We start from the raw sequence: 18,603 nt of genomic DNA on the forward strand, positions 1-18,603 counted from the left end.
CTGGCGATAATAGCAGACCCGGCCTTTGCTGAACACCAATCACCCTAATACCCCTGATACATTTCATCAATCGGCCTGGCGACGCAGGAAAGCCGGGATATCCAGATAATCCAGGTCATCGTGCGGGTTCATCTTCGCAGCAGCGGCAGCACCGGCGTGAGCCTGGTTGCGCATCACAGTCGGACGGTCCAGATCGCGGTAATTCACCGACGGCAGCTCCTGACGTGCAGAAGGTTGCACTGCAGCATGTTGTTGCGAGGTCTGCAGGGTGTTGTCGATCACCTTCACAGGTTTCTCGATTTTCGCGCCCAGGCCAGTGGCAACCACGGTCACGTGCAACTCGTCGCGCATGTCCGGATCGATAACCGTACCGACCTTGACCATCGCGTGCTCGGAGGCGAACGCTTCAATGATGCTACCCACGTCCGAGTACTCACCCAGGGACAGGTCAGGACCGGCAGTGATGTTGACCAGGATGCCGCGAGCACCTTGCAGGTTGACGTCTTCGAGCAGCGGGTTGCGGATGGCTGCCTCAGTCGCTTCACGTGCACGGTTCGGACCGCTGGCGCAGCCAGTGCCCATCATCGCCATACCCATTTCGCTCATCACGGTACGTACGTCAGCGAAGTCGACGTTGATCATGCCCGGACGTTTGATGATGTCGGAGATACCGCGAACAGCACCGGCCAGTACATCGTCAGCCTTGGCGAAAGCCGACAGCAAGCTGGCGTCCTTACCGAGGATGGTCAGCAGCTTCTCGTTAGGGATGGTGATCAACGAGTCAACGCTTTCCGACAACAGGCGGATGCCTTCATCGGCGATCTGCATGCGTTTGCGGCCTTCGAACGGGAACGGACGAGTCACCACTGCAACGGTGAGAATCCCCATTTCCTTGGCCACTTCGGCGATGATCGGTGCAGCACCGGTACCGGTACCGCCGCCCATGCCAGTGGTAATGAACACCATGTTGGTGCCCTGTAGCACTTCAGCAATGCGCTCACGGTCTTCCAGTGCAGCCTGACGACCTACTTCAGGGTTGGCACCAGCACCCAAACCTTTGGTCACACCAGTGCCCAATTGCAGGATGGTCCGTGCGCCGATGCTTTTCAGCGCTTGTGCGTCAGTGTTGGCGCAGATGAATTCCACACCTTCGATGTTGCTCTTAACCATGTGGTTAACAGCATTACCACCACCACCACCAACACCGATAACCTTGATTACCGGGCTTTGCGGGACGTTGTCTACGAGTTCGAACATTTTCCCTCTCCTTTCATTTTCTCTAGTTTTTTCGCCTACTGCCTACCACTACTACTGCTTTGAAACTTAGAAATTGCCTTGCACCCAGCGCTTGAGGCGCTCGAATACCGGTGTTTTAGGTTCATCGCTATAGCTGCTGCTACTGATGCCGGACAACGAAATACCGTCGGATTGCTTTTGCAGCCCGTACAGCAACAGCCCCACACCAGTGGAATAGATTGGGTTGCGGACGACGTCCGAGAGCCCTTTGACACTGTGCGGCACGCCGAGGCGTACCGGCATATGGAAGATTTCCTCGGCCAGTTCGACCGCGCCTTCCATTTTTGAGGTACCACCGGTCAGCACGATGCCGGCCGGGATCAAGTCTTCATAACCACTGCGACGCAGCTCGGCCTGAATCAATGTGAACAACTCGTCGTAACGCGGCTCGACCACTTCAGCCAGCGCCTGACGGGACAACTCACGTGGTGGACGGTCGCCGACGCTTGGTACTTTGATCGTTTCGCCGGCGCCAGCCAGTTTGGCCAGGGCACAGGCGTAGCGAATCTTGATCTCTTCGGCGTATTGGGTAGGTGTACGCAACGCCATCGCGATGTCGTTGGTAACCTGATCGCCCGCAATCGGGATGACTGCGGTATGACGAATAGCGCCTTCGGTGAAGATGGCGATGTCGGTGGTGCCGCCGCCGATATCGACCAGGCAAACGCCCAGTTCTTTCTCATCATCCGTCAGCACCGAATACGCGGAAGCCAGCTGTTCGAGAATGATGTCGTCAATTTCCAGCCCGCAACGACGCACGCATTTTTCAATGTTTTGTGCGGCATTGACGGCGCAAGTCACCACATGAACCTTGGCTTCCAGACGTACGCCCGACATCCCCAAAGGCTCACGAACGCCTTCCTGGTTGTCGATCACGTAGTCCTGCGGCAGGGTGTGGAGCACCCGCTGATCCGCTGGAATCGCCACGGCCTGGGCGGCATCGAGTACACGCTCCAGATCCGCCATGCTGACTTCACGGTCACGGATCGCCACGATGCCGTGGGAGTTCAGGCTGCGAATGTGGTTGCCCGCTACACCGACGAAAGCCGAGTGAATACGGCAACCGGCCATCAGCTGAGCTTCTTCAACGGCGCGCTGGATCGATTGCACGGTGGACTCGATGTTCACCACCACGCCCTTCTTCAGGCCACGGGAAGGATGCGTGCCGATACCGACGATTTCCAGGGTGCCATCCGCCCCGACTTCGCCCACCAACGCCACCACTTTGGAGGTGCCGATATCCAAGCCGACGATCATTTTCCCGCTTTGCACGTTTGCCATGGTCCTGCCTCTTATCAATTCTTCGCGACGGCGGGTTTGTCCGTCGTAGGCGCAACCTGCTCACGCCATCCCACGGCAAGGCCGTTGGAGTAACGCAGGTCGATGCGCGCAATATTCGTCATCTGTTCTTTAAGCGTTTTTTCATAAATGGCAATAAATCGGCGCATTTTTTCCACCAGGTGGTCGCGTCCCAGTAACAACTCGATACCCGGGCCCGCACTGCCTGCACCAGTGGTCAAAAACCAACTGCCACGTTCACGTAATTCCAGACGTACGATGGAAAAACCCAACGGCCGTAACATCTGACTCAACACCTGATACTGCTGCATCACCTGCTGCTGGGCACGTTGAGGGCCAAACAGTTGAGGCAGATGCTCGTAATTGGCCAGCTCGCGCGGGGTAAACGCCTGACCCTGGTTGTTCAGCAGCGCCTCTTCACCCCAGCGCGCCACCGGCAATTGTTCTTCCAGACGAATGACCACCTGATCGGGCCAGACACGCCTGACTTCGGCGTGGGCGATCCAAGGCATTTGTTCCAGTTCGGTGCGCATCCCTGCGAGGTCGATGGTGAAGAAGCTCGCCGCCACATAAGGGGCAATGCGCTGCTGCACCGCTTGCTGGCTGATGTAGCTCAGATCACCCTGCACATTGATCCGGGTAATTGGCCGGTCGGCATACGGCAACAGCCGCTGCGCGGCTTCGTAGGTACCGAAGCCCAGAACGACCAACATCACAGGCCAGAACAGGCGCTTGAAGAATCCGAGGTTTGCTTTAGGCAGACGCATCGACAGCGGCTCTTTGGCCACCATCCGACTGGCACCACGCGGCACCGGCTTGCGGCCGGGAACGGGTTGCTGATGACGTAGCATCGCGCCTTGCATGGGATTAACCTCGCGCCTCGACACTGTCAGCCAGAATCGCTAACACTAACTGCTGAAAATCCAGGCCCGCCGCTCGTGCCGCCATCGGGACCAGACTGTGATCGGTCATGCCGGGGACGGTGTTCACTTCCAACAACCAGAACTTGCCATCAGCATCCTGCATAACGTCCGCACGCGCCCAACCTGCAATGCCAACGGCCTCGCAAGCACGCGCAGTAAGATCTTTAAGCTCTTGTTCTTTTGCACTGTCGAGCCCGCAAGGGATCCGATACTGAGTATCGGAAGCCAGGTACTTGGCGTCGTAGTCGTAGAAACTGTGGGGAGTGCCCAGACCGATGGGCGGTAATATCTGGTCACGCAGAGTCGCGATAGTAAACTCCGGACCCTGGATCCATTGCTCGACCAATACTTGTGAATCGTAGGTGCTGGCAGCTTTCCATGCGGCGATCAACTCATCGACGCTGGTCACCTTGGCCATACCGATACTCGAACCTTCATGGGCAGGTTTGACGATTAAAGGGAAGCCCAGTTCCGTTGCCGCAGAAATACAATCAGCCTCAGTGCTCAATGCGGCATGCCGAGGTGTCGACAAGCCCAGACTTTGCCAGATCTGCTTGGTCCGCAACTTGTCCATGGCCAGCGCAGAAGCCAGTACGCCGCTGCCGGTGTAGGGGATCTCCAGACACTCCAGCAGGCCTTGCATGCTGCCGTCTTCGCCGCCACGACCGTGCAAGACGATAAAAGCACGATCAATTTTTTCGCTGACCAGACGCTGCAGGAAGTCGTCACCGACGTCGATGCCGAACGCGTCGACACCTGCACTTTGCAGGGCCTCAAGCACTGCCTGACCGGATTTCAGCGACACTTCGCGCTCAGCGCTTTTACCACCAAACAGGACGGCCACACGGCCGAAAGCCTTGGGTTCGAGCGTGGACAACAAGGTGGATTGCAGGGTTGAAGTCATTTCAGTTTACCCTCGGTCGGGGCCACGACAGCACCTGCAAACAGCGGGCTTCGAAGCAGTTGCGGCGCGAGGCCACCAATGTCACCGGCGCCCTGGCACAGCAAAATATCGCCAGCACGCAACAGTGGTTTGACCAGCGGTGCCAACTCGACGCCACGCTCGATGTAGATCGGGTCCAGCTGACCACGTTGACGAATGCTGTGGCACAAGTTGCGACTGTCGGCACCTGGAATCGGTTCTTCACCGGCTGGATAGACTTCCATCAGCAACAACACGTTGGCTTCGGCCAGTACTTGCACGAAGTCATCGTAAAGGTCGCGAGTACGGCTGAAGCGATGAGGCTGGTAAACCATGACCAGACGACGATCCGGCCAGCCGCCACGGACAGCATTGATTACCGCAGACACTTCACGCGGGTGATGGCCGTAGTCGTCGACCAGCATCACATTGCCGCCTTCGACCGGCAGCTCGCCATAGATCTGGAAGCGTCGACCAACACCCTGGAAGCCTGACAGCCCCTGGACGATAGCCTCGTCGCTGACGCCCTCGTCGGTAGAGATTGCGATGGTCGCCAACGAGTTCAGAACGTTGTGGTTGCCCGGCATGTTTACCGAGACATCCAGCGGCGCGCGGTCACGACGCAGCACCGTAAAGTAAGTCAGCATGCCTTCCTGACGCACGTTGATGGCGCGTACGTCGGCTTCTTCGCTGAAGCCGTAAGTCAGCGTCGGACGCTTGATCAGCGGCAGAATTTCACGCACCACTGGATCATCGATGCACACCACGGCCAGCCCATAGAACGGCAGGTTGTGCAGGAACTCGACGAAGGTTTTCTTCAGTTTGTTGAAGTCGCCTTCGTAGGTCGCCATATGGTCGGCGTCAATGTTAGTGACCACGGCCACCAACGGCTGCAAGTGCAGGAAGCTGGCGTCGCTTTCATCCGCTTCAGCGATCAGGTAACGGCTGGTGCCTAACTGAGCGTTGGTTCCAGCAGCATTCAGGCGACCACCGATAACGAACGTCGGGTCCAGGCCACCGGCCGCGAACACCGAAGCGATCAAACTGGTGGTGGTGGTTTTGCCATGCGTGCCAGCGACTGCGATGCCGTGGCGATAGCGCATCAGTTCGGCCAGCATTTCGGCACGCGGGACCACAGGAATGCGACGTTCCAGAGCCGTAGCGACTTCCGGGTTCGCGGTATTGACTGCACTGGAGACCACAAGCACGTCAGCCGTCGCGATGTTCTCGGCGCGATGGCCGATGAACACCTTGGCGCCGAACGATTCAAGACGTTCAGTCACTGGTGAAGACTTCAAGTCGGAGCCGGACACTTTGTAGCCCAGGTTAAGCAGAACCTCGGCAATACCGCACATGCCCACCCCGCCGATACCGACGAAATGGATGCGACGGATGCGGCGCATTTCCGGCTGGGGCATCGCCCTCTTGCTCTCAACCATGAGCCACCTCCAGACAGATATCGACCACAGTGCGCGTTGCGTCAGGTTTGGCCAGGTGGCGAGCCGTGCGGGCCATGTTGTTCAATTGTTCGGGTTGCATCAAAACCTCTTTCAGGCGTGCGGCCATTTCGGCTGCGCCAGTTGTCGCTTGTGGCATGACGAAGGCTGCACCTTCGCGGGCCAGATAGTCGGCATTACGGGACTGGTGGTCGTCGATCGCGTGGGGCAACGGCACCAACAGCGACGGCAGGCCAGCCGCAGCCAGTTCACTGACGGTCAGCGCGCCTGCGCGACAAACCACCAGGTCGGCCCAGCCATAGGCTTGAGCCATGTCTTTGATGAAGGGCGCCACTTGCGCCTCGACATCGGCAGTGCGATAGCGCTCTGCGGTGATCTGGTCATGATTCTTGCCGGCCTGATGAAACACTTCAGGTCGCAACTCCAGCGGCACCTGTGCCAATGCAGCAGGCAGCAGTTTGTTCAGCGGTTCAGCGCCCAGACTTCCGCCAAGGATCAGCAGACGGGCTTTACGTCCGCCCAGCGCCTGACGCGGCGTTTCGAGAAACAACTCGGTGCGTACCGGGTTGCCGGTGGTACGGCGTTTTGCCGAAGCCGAAAACGTATTCGGGAAGGCTTCGCACACACGAGTGGCAAACGGCGCCAGGCTGCGATTGGCTGTACCGGCGACGGCGTTCTGTTCATGAATGATCAGCGGTACCCCCGCCAATTTCGCTGCCAAGCCGCCAGGGCCGGTGACAAAACCGCCCATTCCCAGTACGCAGACCGGTTGCAACTGACGGACGATCTTGCGCGCCTGCAGCAACGCCCTGAGCAGCACAAACGGCGCTTTCAACAGCGAAATCACGCCCTTGCCCCGGAGGCCGGTCACGTTGATCAAATGCAGCGGCAAGCCCGCTTGAGGGACCAGTTCGTTTTCGATACCGCGCGGCGTGCCGAGCCAGTGCACGCGGTAGCCGCGGGCCTGGAACTCGCGCGCACAGGCCAGCGCCGGGAAGACGTGCCCACCCGTACCGCCCGCCATGATCAGCACGTTAGCGCCCATGGGTCGGCTCCTCGGTGAAGTCGCTTTCATTGAATTCCGTTTCTTCACTGCCGGTATTGGTCCGCGCCTCCCACTCGATGCGCAGCAACAAGCCCAGGCTTGCGCAGCAGATCACCAACGAACTGCCGCCATAACTGAGGAAGGGCAAGGTCAGGCCTTTAGTCGGCAGTAGCCCGACGTTTACGCCAATGTTGATCAGGAACTGACCAATCCACAGGAACGCCAGACCGTAAGCCACATAGGCAGCGAAATATTGCTTGGCCCTTTCGGCCCACATGCCGATGTACATGGCCCGGATACTGACGAATACAAACAGGCCCACAGTGATCAGCGAGCCAACCACGCCCAACTCTTCCGCGAGCACGGCAAACACGAAGTCGGTGTGCGCTTCAGGTAAATAGAACTGTTTCTGCACGCTGTTACCCAGACCGACGCCGAACCATTCGCCACGGCCAAAGGCAATCAGGGCCTGGGTCAGCTGATAACCGGAGCCAAACTGATCGGACCAGGGGTCGGTGAAGGTGATCAGGCGCGCCATACGATAGGGCTGCGCTTGAACCAGCACGAACACCGCGCCCACCGCCAACACCACCATCAGGGTGAAGCGGAACAGCCCTACGCCACCGAGGAACAGCATCGCAGCAGCAGCCCCCATCATTACCACGGTGGCACCGAAGTCCGGCTCCATCAGCAGCAAACCTGCCATGGGCAGCAAAACGATGAATGGCTTGAAGAAGCCCATCCAGCTTTCGCGGACTTCCTGCTGGCGCCGTACTAGGTAACCGGCAAGAAAAATCACCACGAAAACCTTGGCGATTTCCGAAGGCTGGACGTTGAACATCCCGAAGCCGATCCAGCGCATCGAACCGTTAACCTCACGGCCCAGCCCCGGCACCAATACCATCACCAGCAAGCCGAAGGCGCCAATCAACATCAGCCAGCCCAGGCGCTGCCAGGTTGAAACCGGAATCATCATGGTCACGCCACAGGCGCCCAAACCGATGACCAGATACACCAGGTGACGCATCATCATGTATAGCGGGTTGCCGGACTGCACGGCGGCCACTTCTGACGAGGCAGAAGTGATCATCACCAGGCCCAGGCCCAGCAGCGCAAGGCAACCGGCCAACATCGGAAAGTCGACATCAATGCCGCGACCGCTGATCAGCGGCGATGGATAAGGCTTGATCACACCCAGAATCATGACAAGCCCTCCACGGCATGAGCGAACACACGCCCGCGCTCTTCGAAATTCTTGAACATGTCCAGGCTGGCACAGGCGGGAGACAGCAATACCGCATCCCCGCTCTGCGCCCATTCGGCAGCACGTTGCACAGCTTCTTCCAGGGTTTTGACGCGGACTAAAGGCACCGCATCGCCGAAGGTTTTGGCAAGCAATTCAGCATCGCGGCCCAACAACACAACCACGCGGCAATAGGCGGCGACAGGGGCACGCAAGGCACTGAAGTCAGCACCCTTGCCATCTCCACCTGCGATCAACACCAACTTGCCCGCGATATCCACGCCCAAGCCTTCGATGGCAGCCAGCGCGGCGCCAACGTTGGTGGCCTTGGAGTCGTCGTAATAGTTGACACCTGCACGCTCCCGCAGCCATTGGCAGCGATGCGCTAGGCCGGTGAAGGTGCGCAAGGCGCTGAGCATGGCGTCGAACGGCAAGCCCACCGCATGCCCAAGCGCCAACGCAGCCAAGGCGTTGGACTGATTGTGCGCGCCGCGAATTTTCAGCTCGCGGACCGGCATCAGGTTGTCGAACTGGAAGGCGAGGTATTTTTCGCCGTTCTCTTCGCGCAGACCGAAGCCGTGGAAATCTGGTGTATTCAGACCGAAGGTCCAGCACGGCAGGCCTTCACCGATCAGCGGCCGCGACAGTGCGTCCTGACGATTGACCACCACTTGCCGGGCGCCACGAAAAATCCGGTGCTTGGCCAAGTGATACGCCGGCAGACCGCTGTAACGGTCCATGTGATCTTCGCTGACGTTCAACACTGTCGCCACTTCGGCGCCAAGCTGGTCAGTGGTTTCAAGCTGGAAGCTGGAGAGCTCGAGCACGTAAAGCTCGACCGAGTCATCGAGCAAGTCCAGCGCCGGAGTGCCGAGGTTGCCGCCGACTGCAACACGCCTACCCGCTGCGGCCGCCATTTCACCCACCAGCGTGGTGACCGTGCTTTTCGCATTCGAACCGCTGATTGCAACGATGGGCGCCTTCGCGTTACGCGCGAACAATTCGATATCACCCGACAGTTTCACGCCACGGGCTGCCGCTTGCTGCAATGCAGGGGTCGCCAATGCCAGACCGGGGCTTACGTACAGCTCGTCGGCACGGCAGAGAAACTCCACATCCAGCTCGCCGCAACGTACTTCCACTTGCGGGTAGTCCTGACGCAACGTCGCCAACTCAGGCGGATTGTCCCGCGTATCAGCCACAGCAAACGACACACCCTGCTTCGCCAGGAAGCGAACCAGGGACATGCCGCTCTTGCCGAGGCCGACAACGATGCGGAAGTGGTCAGAAACGATCAGAGACACTCGCTCTACCTCAGCTTCAGGGTGGCAAGGCCGATCAGCACCAGAATCACGGTGATGATCCAGAAACGGACAATCACGCGCGGCTCGGGCCAGCCTTTGAGTTCAAAGTGGTGGTGAATCGGTGCCATGCGGAACACACGGCGACCGGTCAACTTGAAGGACGCGACTTGGATCACGACTGAAAGGGTTTCCATCACGAATACACCGCCCATGATGAACAGGACGATTTCCTGACGAACGATCACCGCGATGGTGCCCAGTGCGGCGCCCAGCGCCAGGGCACCGACGTCGCCCATGAAAACTTGCGCCGGGTACGTGTTGAACCAAAGAAAGCCAAGGCCTGCGCCAATCAACGCGCCGCAAAATACAATAAGTTCACCCGCGCCCGGTACATAAGGGATCAGCAGGTATTCAGCGAATTTCACGTTACCCGACAGGTAGCAGAAGATACCCAGCGCACCGCCAACCATCACCGTCGGCAGAATCGCCAGACCGTCGAGGCCGTCGGTCAGGTTGACCGCGTTGCTCGAACCGACGATCACGAAGTAAGTCAAGACCATGAAGCCAATGCCAAGCGGGATACTGGCGTCTTTGAACATCGGCACGATCAAGGTGGTTTCAACCACGCTAGGCGCAGTCGTATAAAGGAAGATCGCCGCGCCGAGGCCGAACACCGACTGCCAGAAGTATTTCCAGCGGCTAGGCAAACCCTTGGAATTCTTCTCGATCACTTTGCGGTAATCGTCGACCCAACCAATGCCACCGAACAGCAACGTGACGATCAACACGACCCAGACATAACGGTTACTCAGGTCAGCCCACAACAGGGTGCTGACGGTAATCGCTGAAAGGATCAACGCCCCGCCCATGGTCGGCGTGCCCGATTTGGACAGGTGCGACTGAGGACCGTCATTACGTACCGATTGGCCGATCTGGCGATTCTGCAGGGTGCGAATCATCCATGGACCCAGGCACAGCGAGAGCGACAATGCAGTGAGCACGCCGAGAATCCCGCGCAGGGTCAGGTATTGAAAGACCGCGAAGCCTTTGTAGAACTGTTGCAGATATTCCGCCAGCAGCAGCAGCATTAGTGTTTCTCCCGGCTAGAACCACACAAAGCCGCGACGACGTTTTCCATCGCAGCGCTGCGCGAACCCTTGATCAAAATAGTGGTATTAGTGTCCTGCTCGGCGCCCAGCGCCGCGATCAGGTCAGTCTGGTTAGCGAAGTGGCGAGCATGCTGGCCAAAAGCGCTCACGGCATGAGTCATAAGAGGCCCTACCGCGTATAACGCCGACACCTTGCCCGCAGCGTATGCGCCGACCTGGCGATGGCCTTCTTCAGCCCACTCGCCCAGCTCGCCAATATCCCCGAGCACCAGGACGGTGCGCCCGGAAAAGCCGGCGAGTATATCAACGGCAGCGCACATTGAGGTGGGGTTAGCGTTGTATGTGTCGTCGATTACGCGGATACCATTAGGGGTCAGTTGCGCGACCGCACGACCGTTGACCGGCTGTACCGCATTCAATCCTGCAACGATACCTTCCAGCGAAACACCCAACGCATGCGCCGCCGCCGCAGCAGCCAGTGCATTGGTGACGTTGTGCGTGCCCAGCAGGTTGAGCTGGACAGTCGCCGCGCCGGACGGACCGTGCAATGTGAAACTCGGGCACCCGCGAGCATCGCGGGTCAGATCACGCGAGTAGAAATCAGCAACGTCGTCGCTCAAGGCAAAGCTCACGACCTGGCGTCCATCCGCCCGTGCGTGCCAGATGGCGAAGGCCTTGTCATCACGATTGAGTACCGCGATACCGGCTGGATCGAGGCCATCGATAATTTCACCCTTGGCCTGGACAATTTTTTCCGGGCCGCCGAACTCACCCACATGGGCGGTTCCGGCATTGGTGATCAGTGCGACATGGGGTTTGGCCAGGCTGACGGTGTAGGCAATTTCGCCAACACGCGAGGCGCCCAGCTCGATCACGGCGGCCGTGTGTTCAGCCGCCAGCTCAAGCAGGGTCAGTGGGACCCCCAGGTCGTTGTTCAAATTACCGCGAGTGGCCAGTACCGGCCCGCGCGTGCGCAAAATGCTCGCAAGAAGTTCCTTGACCGTGGTCTTACCGCTGGAACCGGTGATCGCGGCAAGCGGCTTGTCGAACGCATTGCGATTCAGTGCACCGAGCTGCGCCAGCGCCTGACGGGTATCTTCGACCACCAGTTGCGGCAGAACGGAACCTGCGACCTCACGCTCGACCAACGCACCGACCGCGCCTTTGCCCGCGACGTCATCGAGATAATCATGGCCGTCGAAACGTGGACCGGTCAGCGCTATAAACAACTGGCCCGGAACAATGGCGCGGCTGTCGATGCTGACACCGGTAAAGCTGCAATCCGCATTGACCTGACGGGCAGCGAGTGGCGCGATCAGTTGACTGAACGTCAGTGGCTTAAGCATGTGCCACCTCCCATGCAGTCAAGGCTTTGCTGGCTTCTTCCAGATCGGAGAACGCATGACGCTGCCCCTCGATTTCCTGATAGTCCTCATGACCTTTGCCTGCCAACACGATCACGTCCGCCGCGCTGGCGCTGGCAATCAATTGGGCAATCGCCTGGCCGCGACCGGCAACGAAGCTGACTTTATCGACGGCAACAAACCCTTGGCGGATGTCATCGAAAATCTGCGCAGGCACCTCTGTCCGTGGATTGTCATCGGTGACCACAACCAAATCCGCCAGCCGCTCAACCACTTCAGCCATCAACGGACGCTTGCCGCGATCTCGATCCCCGCCACAACCGAACAGGCACATCAGCCGGCCCTTGGCGTGCGGGCGCAGTGCTTCGAGGACTTTTTCCAGTGCGTCGGGTGTGTGTGCGTAATCAACCACGACCAACGGCTGGGTGCCGCCGCCCAAGCGCTGCATGCGACCGATCGGGCCTTCCAGTTTCGGCAGCACGCTTAAAATTTCATCTAGCGCGTAGTCCAGGCCCATCAACGCGCCGACCGCCGCCAGCACGTTGCTCAGGTTGAAACGCCCCAGCAGGCTGCTTTGCAGGTTGTGCTCGCCTTGCGCGGTGACCAGGATAGCGCGCACGCCATCGTCATCGAAGTGTGCATCACGGCAGTAAAGGTCTGCACGGGGATCGTCAAGGCTGTAGCTGATCAGGCGCGACTCTTGTCGTTCTTTGACCAGTTGCCGACCGAAATCGTCATCCAGATTGATCACTCGACAATGCAGATTGGGCCAGGCAAACAATTTCGCCTTGGCGGTTGCGTAGGCTTCCATCGTGCCGTGGTAGTCCAGGTGGTCACGGGACAGGTTGGTCAGCACTGCAACGTCGAACGCCAACGCAGTCGCACGCCCTTGATCCAGTCCATGGGAAGACACTTCCATCGCCACCGCACGAGCGCCCGCTTTCTTCAAATCGGCCAGCGTCGCTTGCACGGCTATTGGATCAGGCGTGGTATGGCGGCCGCTTTGCAGCGCACCATAAAATCCGGTGCCCAGGGTGCCAACAATCCCACAGTGCTGCCCAAGCTGATCCAGCGCTTGCGCGACCAACTGGGTGACACTGGTTTTGCCGTTAGTGCCGGTGACGCCCACCAGATTCAAACTGCGGCTCGGGTCACCATAAAAGCGCCCGGCGATGTCGGACAGTTGTGCAGCCAAGCCCTTGACCGGAATCAACGGCACATCAGTGATGGGTAAAACGCTTGCGCCTTCAACTTCATAAGCAACTGCGGCAGCGCCCCGTTTGAGTGCATCGGCGACATGCGCACGACCATCGAGCTTGCCGCCCGGCACCGCCAGAAAGAGATCGCCGGCACGTACATTACGGCTGTCGAGGGTCAACTCGCGGATCAACAGATCGCGGTCGGCATGGGCAAAGATCTTGTTCAGGCTAACAGGCATTAACCACGCCCTCCTTTAACAACAGGCGCAGCATTGACTTGTTCCTGCGTGGGAATTGGTGCCAGATTATCCGGCGTAACGTTCATCAGTCGCAGCGTGCCGGACATGACCTTGCTAAATACTGGAGCCGACACCAGTCCACCGTAGTAGCCCGCTTTGCCGGGTTCGTCGATGACCACGACTACCGCGTACCGCGGGTTGCTCATCGGACCAAAGCCCGCAAACAAAGAGCGATAGGAGTTTTCGGCGTAACCCTTGGTGCCCACCGCTGTTTTACGTGCGGTACCGCTTTTGCCGGCCACATGGTAGGACGGCACACGAGCGCGGAACACACCGCGCGGGTCTTCGATCACTTGCTGCAACATGCCTTGTACTGTTTTTGCGGTAGCCTCCGGAATCGCTTGAGTAGCCTCCGGTGGCGTGTCGGTTTTCAGGATGGTCAGCGGCACGATACGGCCATTGTTGGCCAGCGCGGAGTAGGCGTGCACCAACTGCAACGCGGTGACCGACAGACCGTAGCCATAGGACAAGGTTGCGGTTTCTGCTTTGCGCCACTCACGGTAGTTAGGCAAATTGCCAACGCGCTCGCCAGGGAAACCCAAGCCAGTGTATTGGCCCAGCCCGACTCGCTGCATCGCACGGAAAATCGCTTCGCCGCCGACGTCGAAGGCCACCTTACTCATACCGACGTTACTGGAGTTGATCAGGATCCCGGTCAAATCGAGGATCGGGCCCTCGGTCTTGGTAACGTCACGAATGGTGTATTTGCCGATCTGCAGCGTGCCAGGGTAAACCTCGACTTTGTCGGTAGGTTTCCAGCGACCACTGTCCAGAGCGGCGGTCATGGAGATCGGCTTCATGGTCGAGCCCGGCTCGAACACGTCGATGATGGCGCGGTTACGCATCGCCGCCGGCACCATGGTGCGACGGTTGTTGGGGTTGTAGGTCGGTGAGTTGACCATGGCCAGCACTTCGCCAGTCTTCACGTCCATGATCACCAGGCTGCCAGCCTTGGCGTCGTTTTCCTGAATGGCGTTGCGCAACTCGCGGGTGGCCAGGTATTGCAGGCGCAGATCAATAGACAAAGCCAAGGTCTTCCCGGCCTTGGCGTTTTTTGTAACCTGAACATCCTTGATAAGTCGTCCGCGCCGGTCCTTGATGACCTGTCGCTTACCCGGTACACCGGCAAGCCAGTCGTCATACGCCAGTTCGACCCCTTCACGACCATGGTCGTCCAGGTCGGTGAAGCCCACCATGTGTGCAGTGACATCGCCCGCCGGATAGAAACGCCGGAACTCTTCGATGCCATAGACACCAGGGACTTTCAGGTCGAGCACGACTTGACCTTGTTCCGGCGTCAGGCCGCGAACCAGGTAGATGAATTCTTTACCGGCCTGAGCATCCAGACGGTCGCCGAGCAGTTTTGCGTCCTGCCCCAGAGCGGCGGCAAGCGCAGGCCATTTCTCTTTAGCCTGCTGCATTTCTTTCGGGTTGGCCCACAGCGTCGTCACAGGAGTACTGACCGCCAATGGCTCGCCGTTACGGTCGGTGATCAAGCCACGGTGAGCCGGGATAGGGATGTGTCGTACGCTGCGAGCATCGCCCTGACCTTTCAAGAAGTCATGGTCTATCACCTGCAGATCGATGATGCGCCAGCAGATCGCGCCCACCATAATGCCCAGCAGCCCCACCACCACGCGAAAGCGCCAGGGATAGAGGGCGCCCTCGAGCTTCATCATGGCGCCACCATCCGCACTTCAGCAGCGCTGGGAATACGCATTTTGAGTTGTTCGCTGGCCAGCGTTTCAATCCGGCTGTGGGCGGTCCAGGTGCTTTGTTCAAGAATCAGCCGACCCCACTCTGCCTGCGCCTTGTCACGCACGCTCAACTCGGAGTACAGGGAGTTAAGTAACTGCCGGTTCCAGTGGGCGCTGTAAGCCACACCGATCGCCGAAACCAACACGGCAAGGAACAGCAGCAACATAATGAAACTACCGCCAGGTAGAGGCTTGAGGAAAAGGCGGCTCACCGGAGCTTCTCCGCCACACGCATGACAGCGCTACGCGAACGTGGATTGGCTTTGGTTTCAGTCTCGGAGGCAAACTGCGCCTTGCCCAGAATTTTGATTTTTGGATCAAACGCCTGAAACCGAATTGGCAGGTCGCGGGGCATTTTGTCGGCTTCGCCTTTGGCGAGCTTGCGCATGAACAGTTTGACGATGCGATCTTCCAGCGAGTGGAAGCTTATAACAACCAGCCGGCCACCGATTTCCAGCGCTTCAAGTGCAGCTTCAAGCCCGGTTTCAAGATCGCCCAGCTCGTTATTGACGTGGATACGCAAGCCCTGGAACGCACGGGTCGCTGGATTCTTGCCTTTTTCCCACGCGGGGTTGGCAACCTTGAGCACTTCCGCGAGATCACCCGTGCGTTCGAAACGCTGAGTCTCACGACGCTGAACCACGGCATTTGCCATGCGCTTGGCGAAGCGCTCTTCGCCGTATTCCTTGAACACGCGAGCGATTTCTTCTGCTGATGCAGTGGCGATAAAGTCGGCGGCGCTGATGCCACGCGTTGGGTCCATACGCATGTCCAACGGACCGTCGTTCATGAAGCTGAAACCGCGTTCTGGGTCGTCCAGTTGTGGGGAGGACACGCCAAGGTCGAGCAATATACCGCTGACCTTGCCTGCCAGACCGCGACTTTCGAGTTCAGAACCCAGCTCGGCAAAGCTGCGCTGCACAATGACAAAGCGGCCGTCTTCGGCCGCCAGCGCTTGCCCGGTGGCAATTGCTTGGGGGTCTTTATCGAATCCCAGCAAACGACCGCCCGGCCCCAGGTGCTGCAATATCAAACGGCTGTGTCCGCCACGCCCAAACGTGCCATCCAGGTAGCAGCCATCGGCACGCACCGCGAGAGCCTCTACGGCTTCGTCAAGCAGTACGGTGATGTGGGTAAAGCCGCTATTCATAGTCACAGGATCAAATCACGCAGTTCATCAGGCATAGCGCCCGGTTGTTGAATGGCCGCCAGATCCGCTTCAGCAAGAGCGTTCCAGGCGTCCTCGTCCCACAGTTGAAACTTATTAAGCTGGCCAACTAACATCACGCGCTTATCTAACTTGGCATAATCGCGAAGGCGCGGCGGGACCAGAAAACGGCCGCTACCATCGAGCTCCAAATCAACCGCATTCCCGATCAATAATCGTTGCAAGCGACGGTTCTCTTCACGAAATGTGGGCAAATCACGCAATTTGGCTTCAATCAATTCCCATTCGGATAATGGGTACAAACATAAGCAGGGACTGGCAGCATCAATTGTCACGATCAACTGCCCGGCACTACGCGAATCCAGCTCGTCGCGGTACCGGCTCGGCATAGCGAGACGGCCCTTTGCATCGAGATTGATTGCATTAGCACCACGAAACACAGCCGCGATCTCCAAATATTAACTTTTTACGCCGAAAAAAACCCACTTCATGCCACTTTTCGCCACTTGTGCACACTATAGGAATGCGCCCACCACACCGTCAAGGCGCGGTCCTAAGGAAAACCCTTACAGATCGGAGATTTAGGAGGGTAAAAACAGGTGAAGGAACAATTTCTCAATTGTTTTGACGAATAAACCTGAATTGACTCAGAGCACTGCAGCTCGAAGTTAAAGTGATTTATCAAGAGTAAGATTTTTTTGATATTACAAAAGCGCTTCTGCTACGAAAAAGCAGAGAGAGGGAAAAGGTGGAGAGTCGATCTGTAAGCCGGGTTCTGTCGAGGACAGTCATTCCTCTACGACGGCCATCACTGGACGCCTTTAGCAACCTACCCGGTTCCAGCGCGGGCCACGCCTTGGAACCCTATTTGGTCTTGCTCCGAGTGGGGTTTACCTTGCCACGAACTGTTGCCAGACGTGCGGTGCGCTCTTACCGCACCTTTTCACCCTTACCGGCACCGAAGTGCTTAGGCGGTTATTTTCTGTGGCACTTTCCGTAGGCTCGCGCCTCCCAGGCGTTACCTGGCACTCTGCCCTATGGAGCCCGGACTTTCCTCCCCCCCCTATTGCGGAACAATAGAAGGCAGCGACTGTCCAATCGACTCTCCGCCGCCAAGGTTAGCGGCACGGACGCTCAAGAACAAGCTTTAATAAGCCCCGCGCGTTTTGACTGTTAGGCCGAGAAGGATCTTTTATCCATCTTTCTGTTTCTCCAGCGCTACCTGATAAAGCAAATTCTTGCGCACACCCGTGATCTCCGCCGCCAATGCCGCCGCGCGCTTGAGAGGCATTTCTTCCAGCAGTAAATCCAGAATACGCCGAGCTTCGGTGCCGATGACATCCTCGTCTTCAGGCAACGTCCAGCCCGCGACCAGCACCACGCATTCGCCGCGCTGCTGATTACTGTCACCTTCGACGAACGCACGAAGCTCTGCCAAGGGCAGACCTTTGAGGGTTTCGAAGGTTTTAGTCAGCTCGCGCGCCAACAATGCTGGACGCTCAGGGCCGAACACCAATTCCAGGTCTTGCAGGCACTCGAGGATGCGGTGTGGCGCTTCATAAAAGATCAACGTGCGCGGCTCTTCTTTCAACAACTCAAGTCGCGCCCGTCGCCCTACCGCCTTAGCGGGCAAGAAACCTTCGAAAATAAACCGGTCCGAGGGCAAGCCAGCCGCTGACAAGGCGGCGATCAGCGCACAGGCACCCGGCACCGGGACCACCGCGATGCCGGCGGCACGCGCCTGTCGGACCAGGTGATAACCCGGATCAGAGATAAGCGGCGTCCCTGCATCGGAGATCAGTGCGATGTCATCGCCCGCGAGCAGCCGTGTAATGAATCGACTCCCCTCCTCACGCTCGTTGTGCTCGTGACAGGCAGCCAAGGGCGTGGAAATACCGAAATGCTGCATCAACCGTAACGAGTGGCGAGTATCTTCAGCGGCAATTAGCGCAACCTCGCGCAACACTTTTAATGCGCGCACGCTCATGTCATCCAGGTTACCGATAGGCGTGGCCACGACATAAAGCGAGCCAGCAGCGGAATTCAAAGCACCTAGAGCAGTCAAAGCGCACACCTCTTGAGTTAACAAAAAAACGCATTGTACAGATTACGGCATGAACCAATGGGTAGCCGGTCAAGGTCAGCACTTAAAAAAGAATGAAAAAAGCGTTTGCTTTCGCTGCAATAGAGGATGAACAGCATGAAAAAAGGCTGAATT

At 58.3% G+C, this 18,603-nt stretch carries 16 protein-coding genes and 1 other RNA gene; all 17 read right to left on the reverse strand.

Annotation, left to right across the window (positions count from 1 at the left end; translation table 11 throughout):
• Positions 1-66: 66 nt before the first annotated feature.
• The 17 genes from ftsZ to rsmI all read right to left on the reverse strand — a co-directional run bounded on the left by ftsZ (position 67) and on the right by rsmI (position 18,432).
• Positions 67-1,257 carry a cell division protein FtsZ gene (ftsZ, locus tag RGU44_RS15310; protein ID WP_219062251.1) on the reverse strand — a complete coding sequence of 397 codons (1,191 nt, stop codon included), beginning with the start codon at positions 1,255-1,257 and terminating at the stop codon, positions 67-69.
• A gap of 66 nt (positions 1,258-1,323) precedes the next feature.
• Positions 1,324-2,577, reverse strand: coding sequence for a cell division protein FtsA (gene ftsA / locus RGU44_RS15315; protein WP_219062252.1), 1,254 nt, complete (start codon positions 2,575-2,577; stop codon positions 1,324-1,326).
• A 14-nt stretch (positions 2,578-2,591) separates the two neighbouring features.
• On the reverse strand, positions 2,592-3,458 hold the full coding sequence (locus tag RGU44_RS15320; protein WP_322181807.1) for a cell division protein FtsQ/DivIB: 867 nt from the start codon (positions 3,456-3,458) through the stop codon (positions 2,592-2,594).
• Positions 3,459-3,462: 4 nt separating this feature from the next.
• On the reverse strand, positions 3,463-4,422 hold the full coding sequence (locus RGU44_RS15325; RefSeq protein ID WP_322181809.1) for a D-alanine--D-alanine ligase: 960 nt from the start codon (positions 4,420-4,422) through the stop codon (positions 3,463-3,465).
• Positions 4,419-5,879 (reverse strand): UDP-N-acetylmuramate--L-alanine ligase, encoded by a 1,461-nt coding sequence (murC, locus tag RGU44_RS15330; protein WP_322181811.1) that lies wholly within the window; start codon positions 5,877-5,879, stop codon positions 4,419-4,421. The genes RGU44_RS15325 and murC overlap by 4 nt, the downstream gene beginning before the upstream one ends.
• Positions 5,872-6,942 carry an undecaprenyldiphospho-muramoylpentapeptide beta-N-acetylglucosaminyltransferase gene (gene murG, locus RGU44_RS15335; RefSeq protein ID WP_322181813.1) on the reverse strand — a complete coding sequence of 357 codons (1,071 nt, stop codon included), beginning with the start codon at positions 6,940-6,942 and terminating at the stop codon, positions 5,872-5,874. The genes murC and murG overlap by 8 nt, the downstream gene beginning before the upstream one ends.
• Entirely contained in the window at positions 6,932-8,143 is a 1,212-nt protein-coding gene (gene ftsW, locus RGU44_RS15340; protein ID WP_219062358.1) for a putative lipid II flippase FtsW, read from the reverse strand. Before ftsW ends, murG begins: the two co-directional genes overlap by 11 nt.
• Positions 8,143-9,489, reverse strand: a complete 1,347-nt coding sequence (gene murD / locus RGU44_RS15345) for a UDP-N-acetylmuramoyl-L-alanine--D-glutamate ligase (protein WP_322217951.1) — start codon at positions 9,487-9,489, stop codon at positions 8,143-8,145. The genes ftsW and murD overlap by 1 nt, the downstream gene beginning before the upstream one ends.
• 5 nt (positions 9,490-9,494) lie before the next feature.
• On the reverse strand, positions 9,495-10,577 hold the full coding sequence (gene mraY, locus RGU44_RS15350; protein ID WP_322181817.1) for a phospho-N-acetylmuramoyl-pentapeptide-transferase: 1,083 nt from the start codon (positions 10,575-10,577) through the stop codon (positions 9,495-9,497).
• Positions 10,577-11,944 (reverse strand): UDP-N-acetylmuramoyl-tripeptide--D-alanyl-D-alanine ligase, encoded by a 1,368-nt coding sequence (locus tag RGU44_RS15355; RefSeq protein WP_322217953.1) that lies wholly within the window; start codon positions 11,942-11,944, stop codon positions 10,577-10,579. The genes mraY and RGU44_RS15355 overlap by 1 nt, the downstream gene beginning before the upstream one ends.
• Complete coding sequence (locus RGU44_RS15360) at positions 11,937-13,400, reverse strand: UDP-N-acetylmuramoyl-L-alanyl-D-glutamate--2,6-diaminopimelate ligase (protein ID WP_322181821.1); 1,464 nt, start codon at positions 13,398-13,400, stop codon at positions 11,937-11,939. Before RGU44_RS15360 ends, RGU44_RS15355 begins: the two co-directional genes overlap by 8 nt.
• Positions 13,400-15,136: a penicillin-binding protein 2 gene (locus tag RGU44_RS15365; protein WP_322182851.1), complete on the reverse strand. Its 1,737-nt coding sequence runs from the start codon at positions 15,134-15,136 to the stop codon at positions 13,400-13,402. Before RGU44_RS15365 ends, RGU44_RS15360 begins: the two co-directional genes overlap by 1 nt.
• Complete coding sequence (gene ftsL, locus RGU44_RS15370) at positions 15,136-15,429, reverse strand: cell division protein FtsL (RefSeq protein ID WP_322181823.1); 294 nt, start codon at positions 15,427-15,429, stop codon at positions 15,136-15,138. Before ftsL ends, RGU44_RS15365 begins: the two co-directional genes overlap by 1 nt.
• Positions 15,426-16,367: a 16S rRNA (cytosine(1402)-N(4))-methyltransferase RsmH gene (gene rsmH / locus RGU44_RS15375; protein ID WP_322182853.1), complete on the reverse strand. Its 942-nt coding sequence runs from the start codon at positions 16,365-16,367 to the stop codon at positions 15,426-15,428. Before rsmH ends, ftsL begins: the two co-directional genes overlap by 4 nt.
• Positions 16,368-16,369: 2 nt before the next feature.
• Positions 16,370-16,825: a division/cell wall cluster transcriptional repressor MraZ gene (gene mraZ / locus RGU44_RS15380; protein ID WP_322181825.1), complete on the reverse strand. Its 456-nt coding sequence runs from the start codon at positions 16,823-16,825 to the stop codon at positions 16,370-16,372.
• Between the two features lie 308 nt (positions 16,826-17,133).
• An RNA gene (rnpB, locus tag RGU44_RS15385) (RNase P RNA component class A) lies at positions 17,134-17,491 on the reverse strand.
• Positions 17,492-17,577: 86 nt separating this feature from the next.
• Positions 17,578-18,432: a 16S rRNA (cytidine(1402)-2'-O)-methyltransferase gene (gene rsmI / locus RGU44_RS15390; protein ID WP_322278452.1), complete on the reverse strand. Its 855-nt coding sequence runs from the start codon at positions 18,430-18,432 to the stop codon at positions 17,578-17,580.
• Positions 18,433-18,603 lie beyond the last annotated feature (171 nt).

The organism is Pseudomonas sp. 5C2 (assembly GCF_034314155.1).
Classification (GTDB): domain Bacteria; phylum Pseudomonadota; class Gammaproteobacteria; order Pseudomonadales; family Pseudomonadaceae; genus Aquipseudomonas.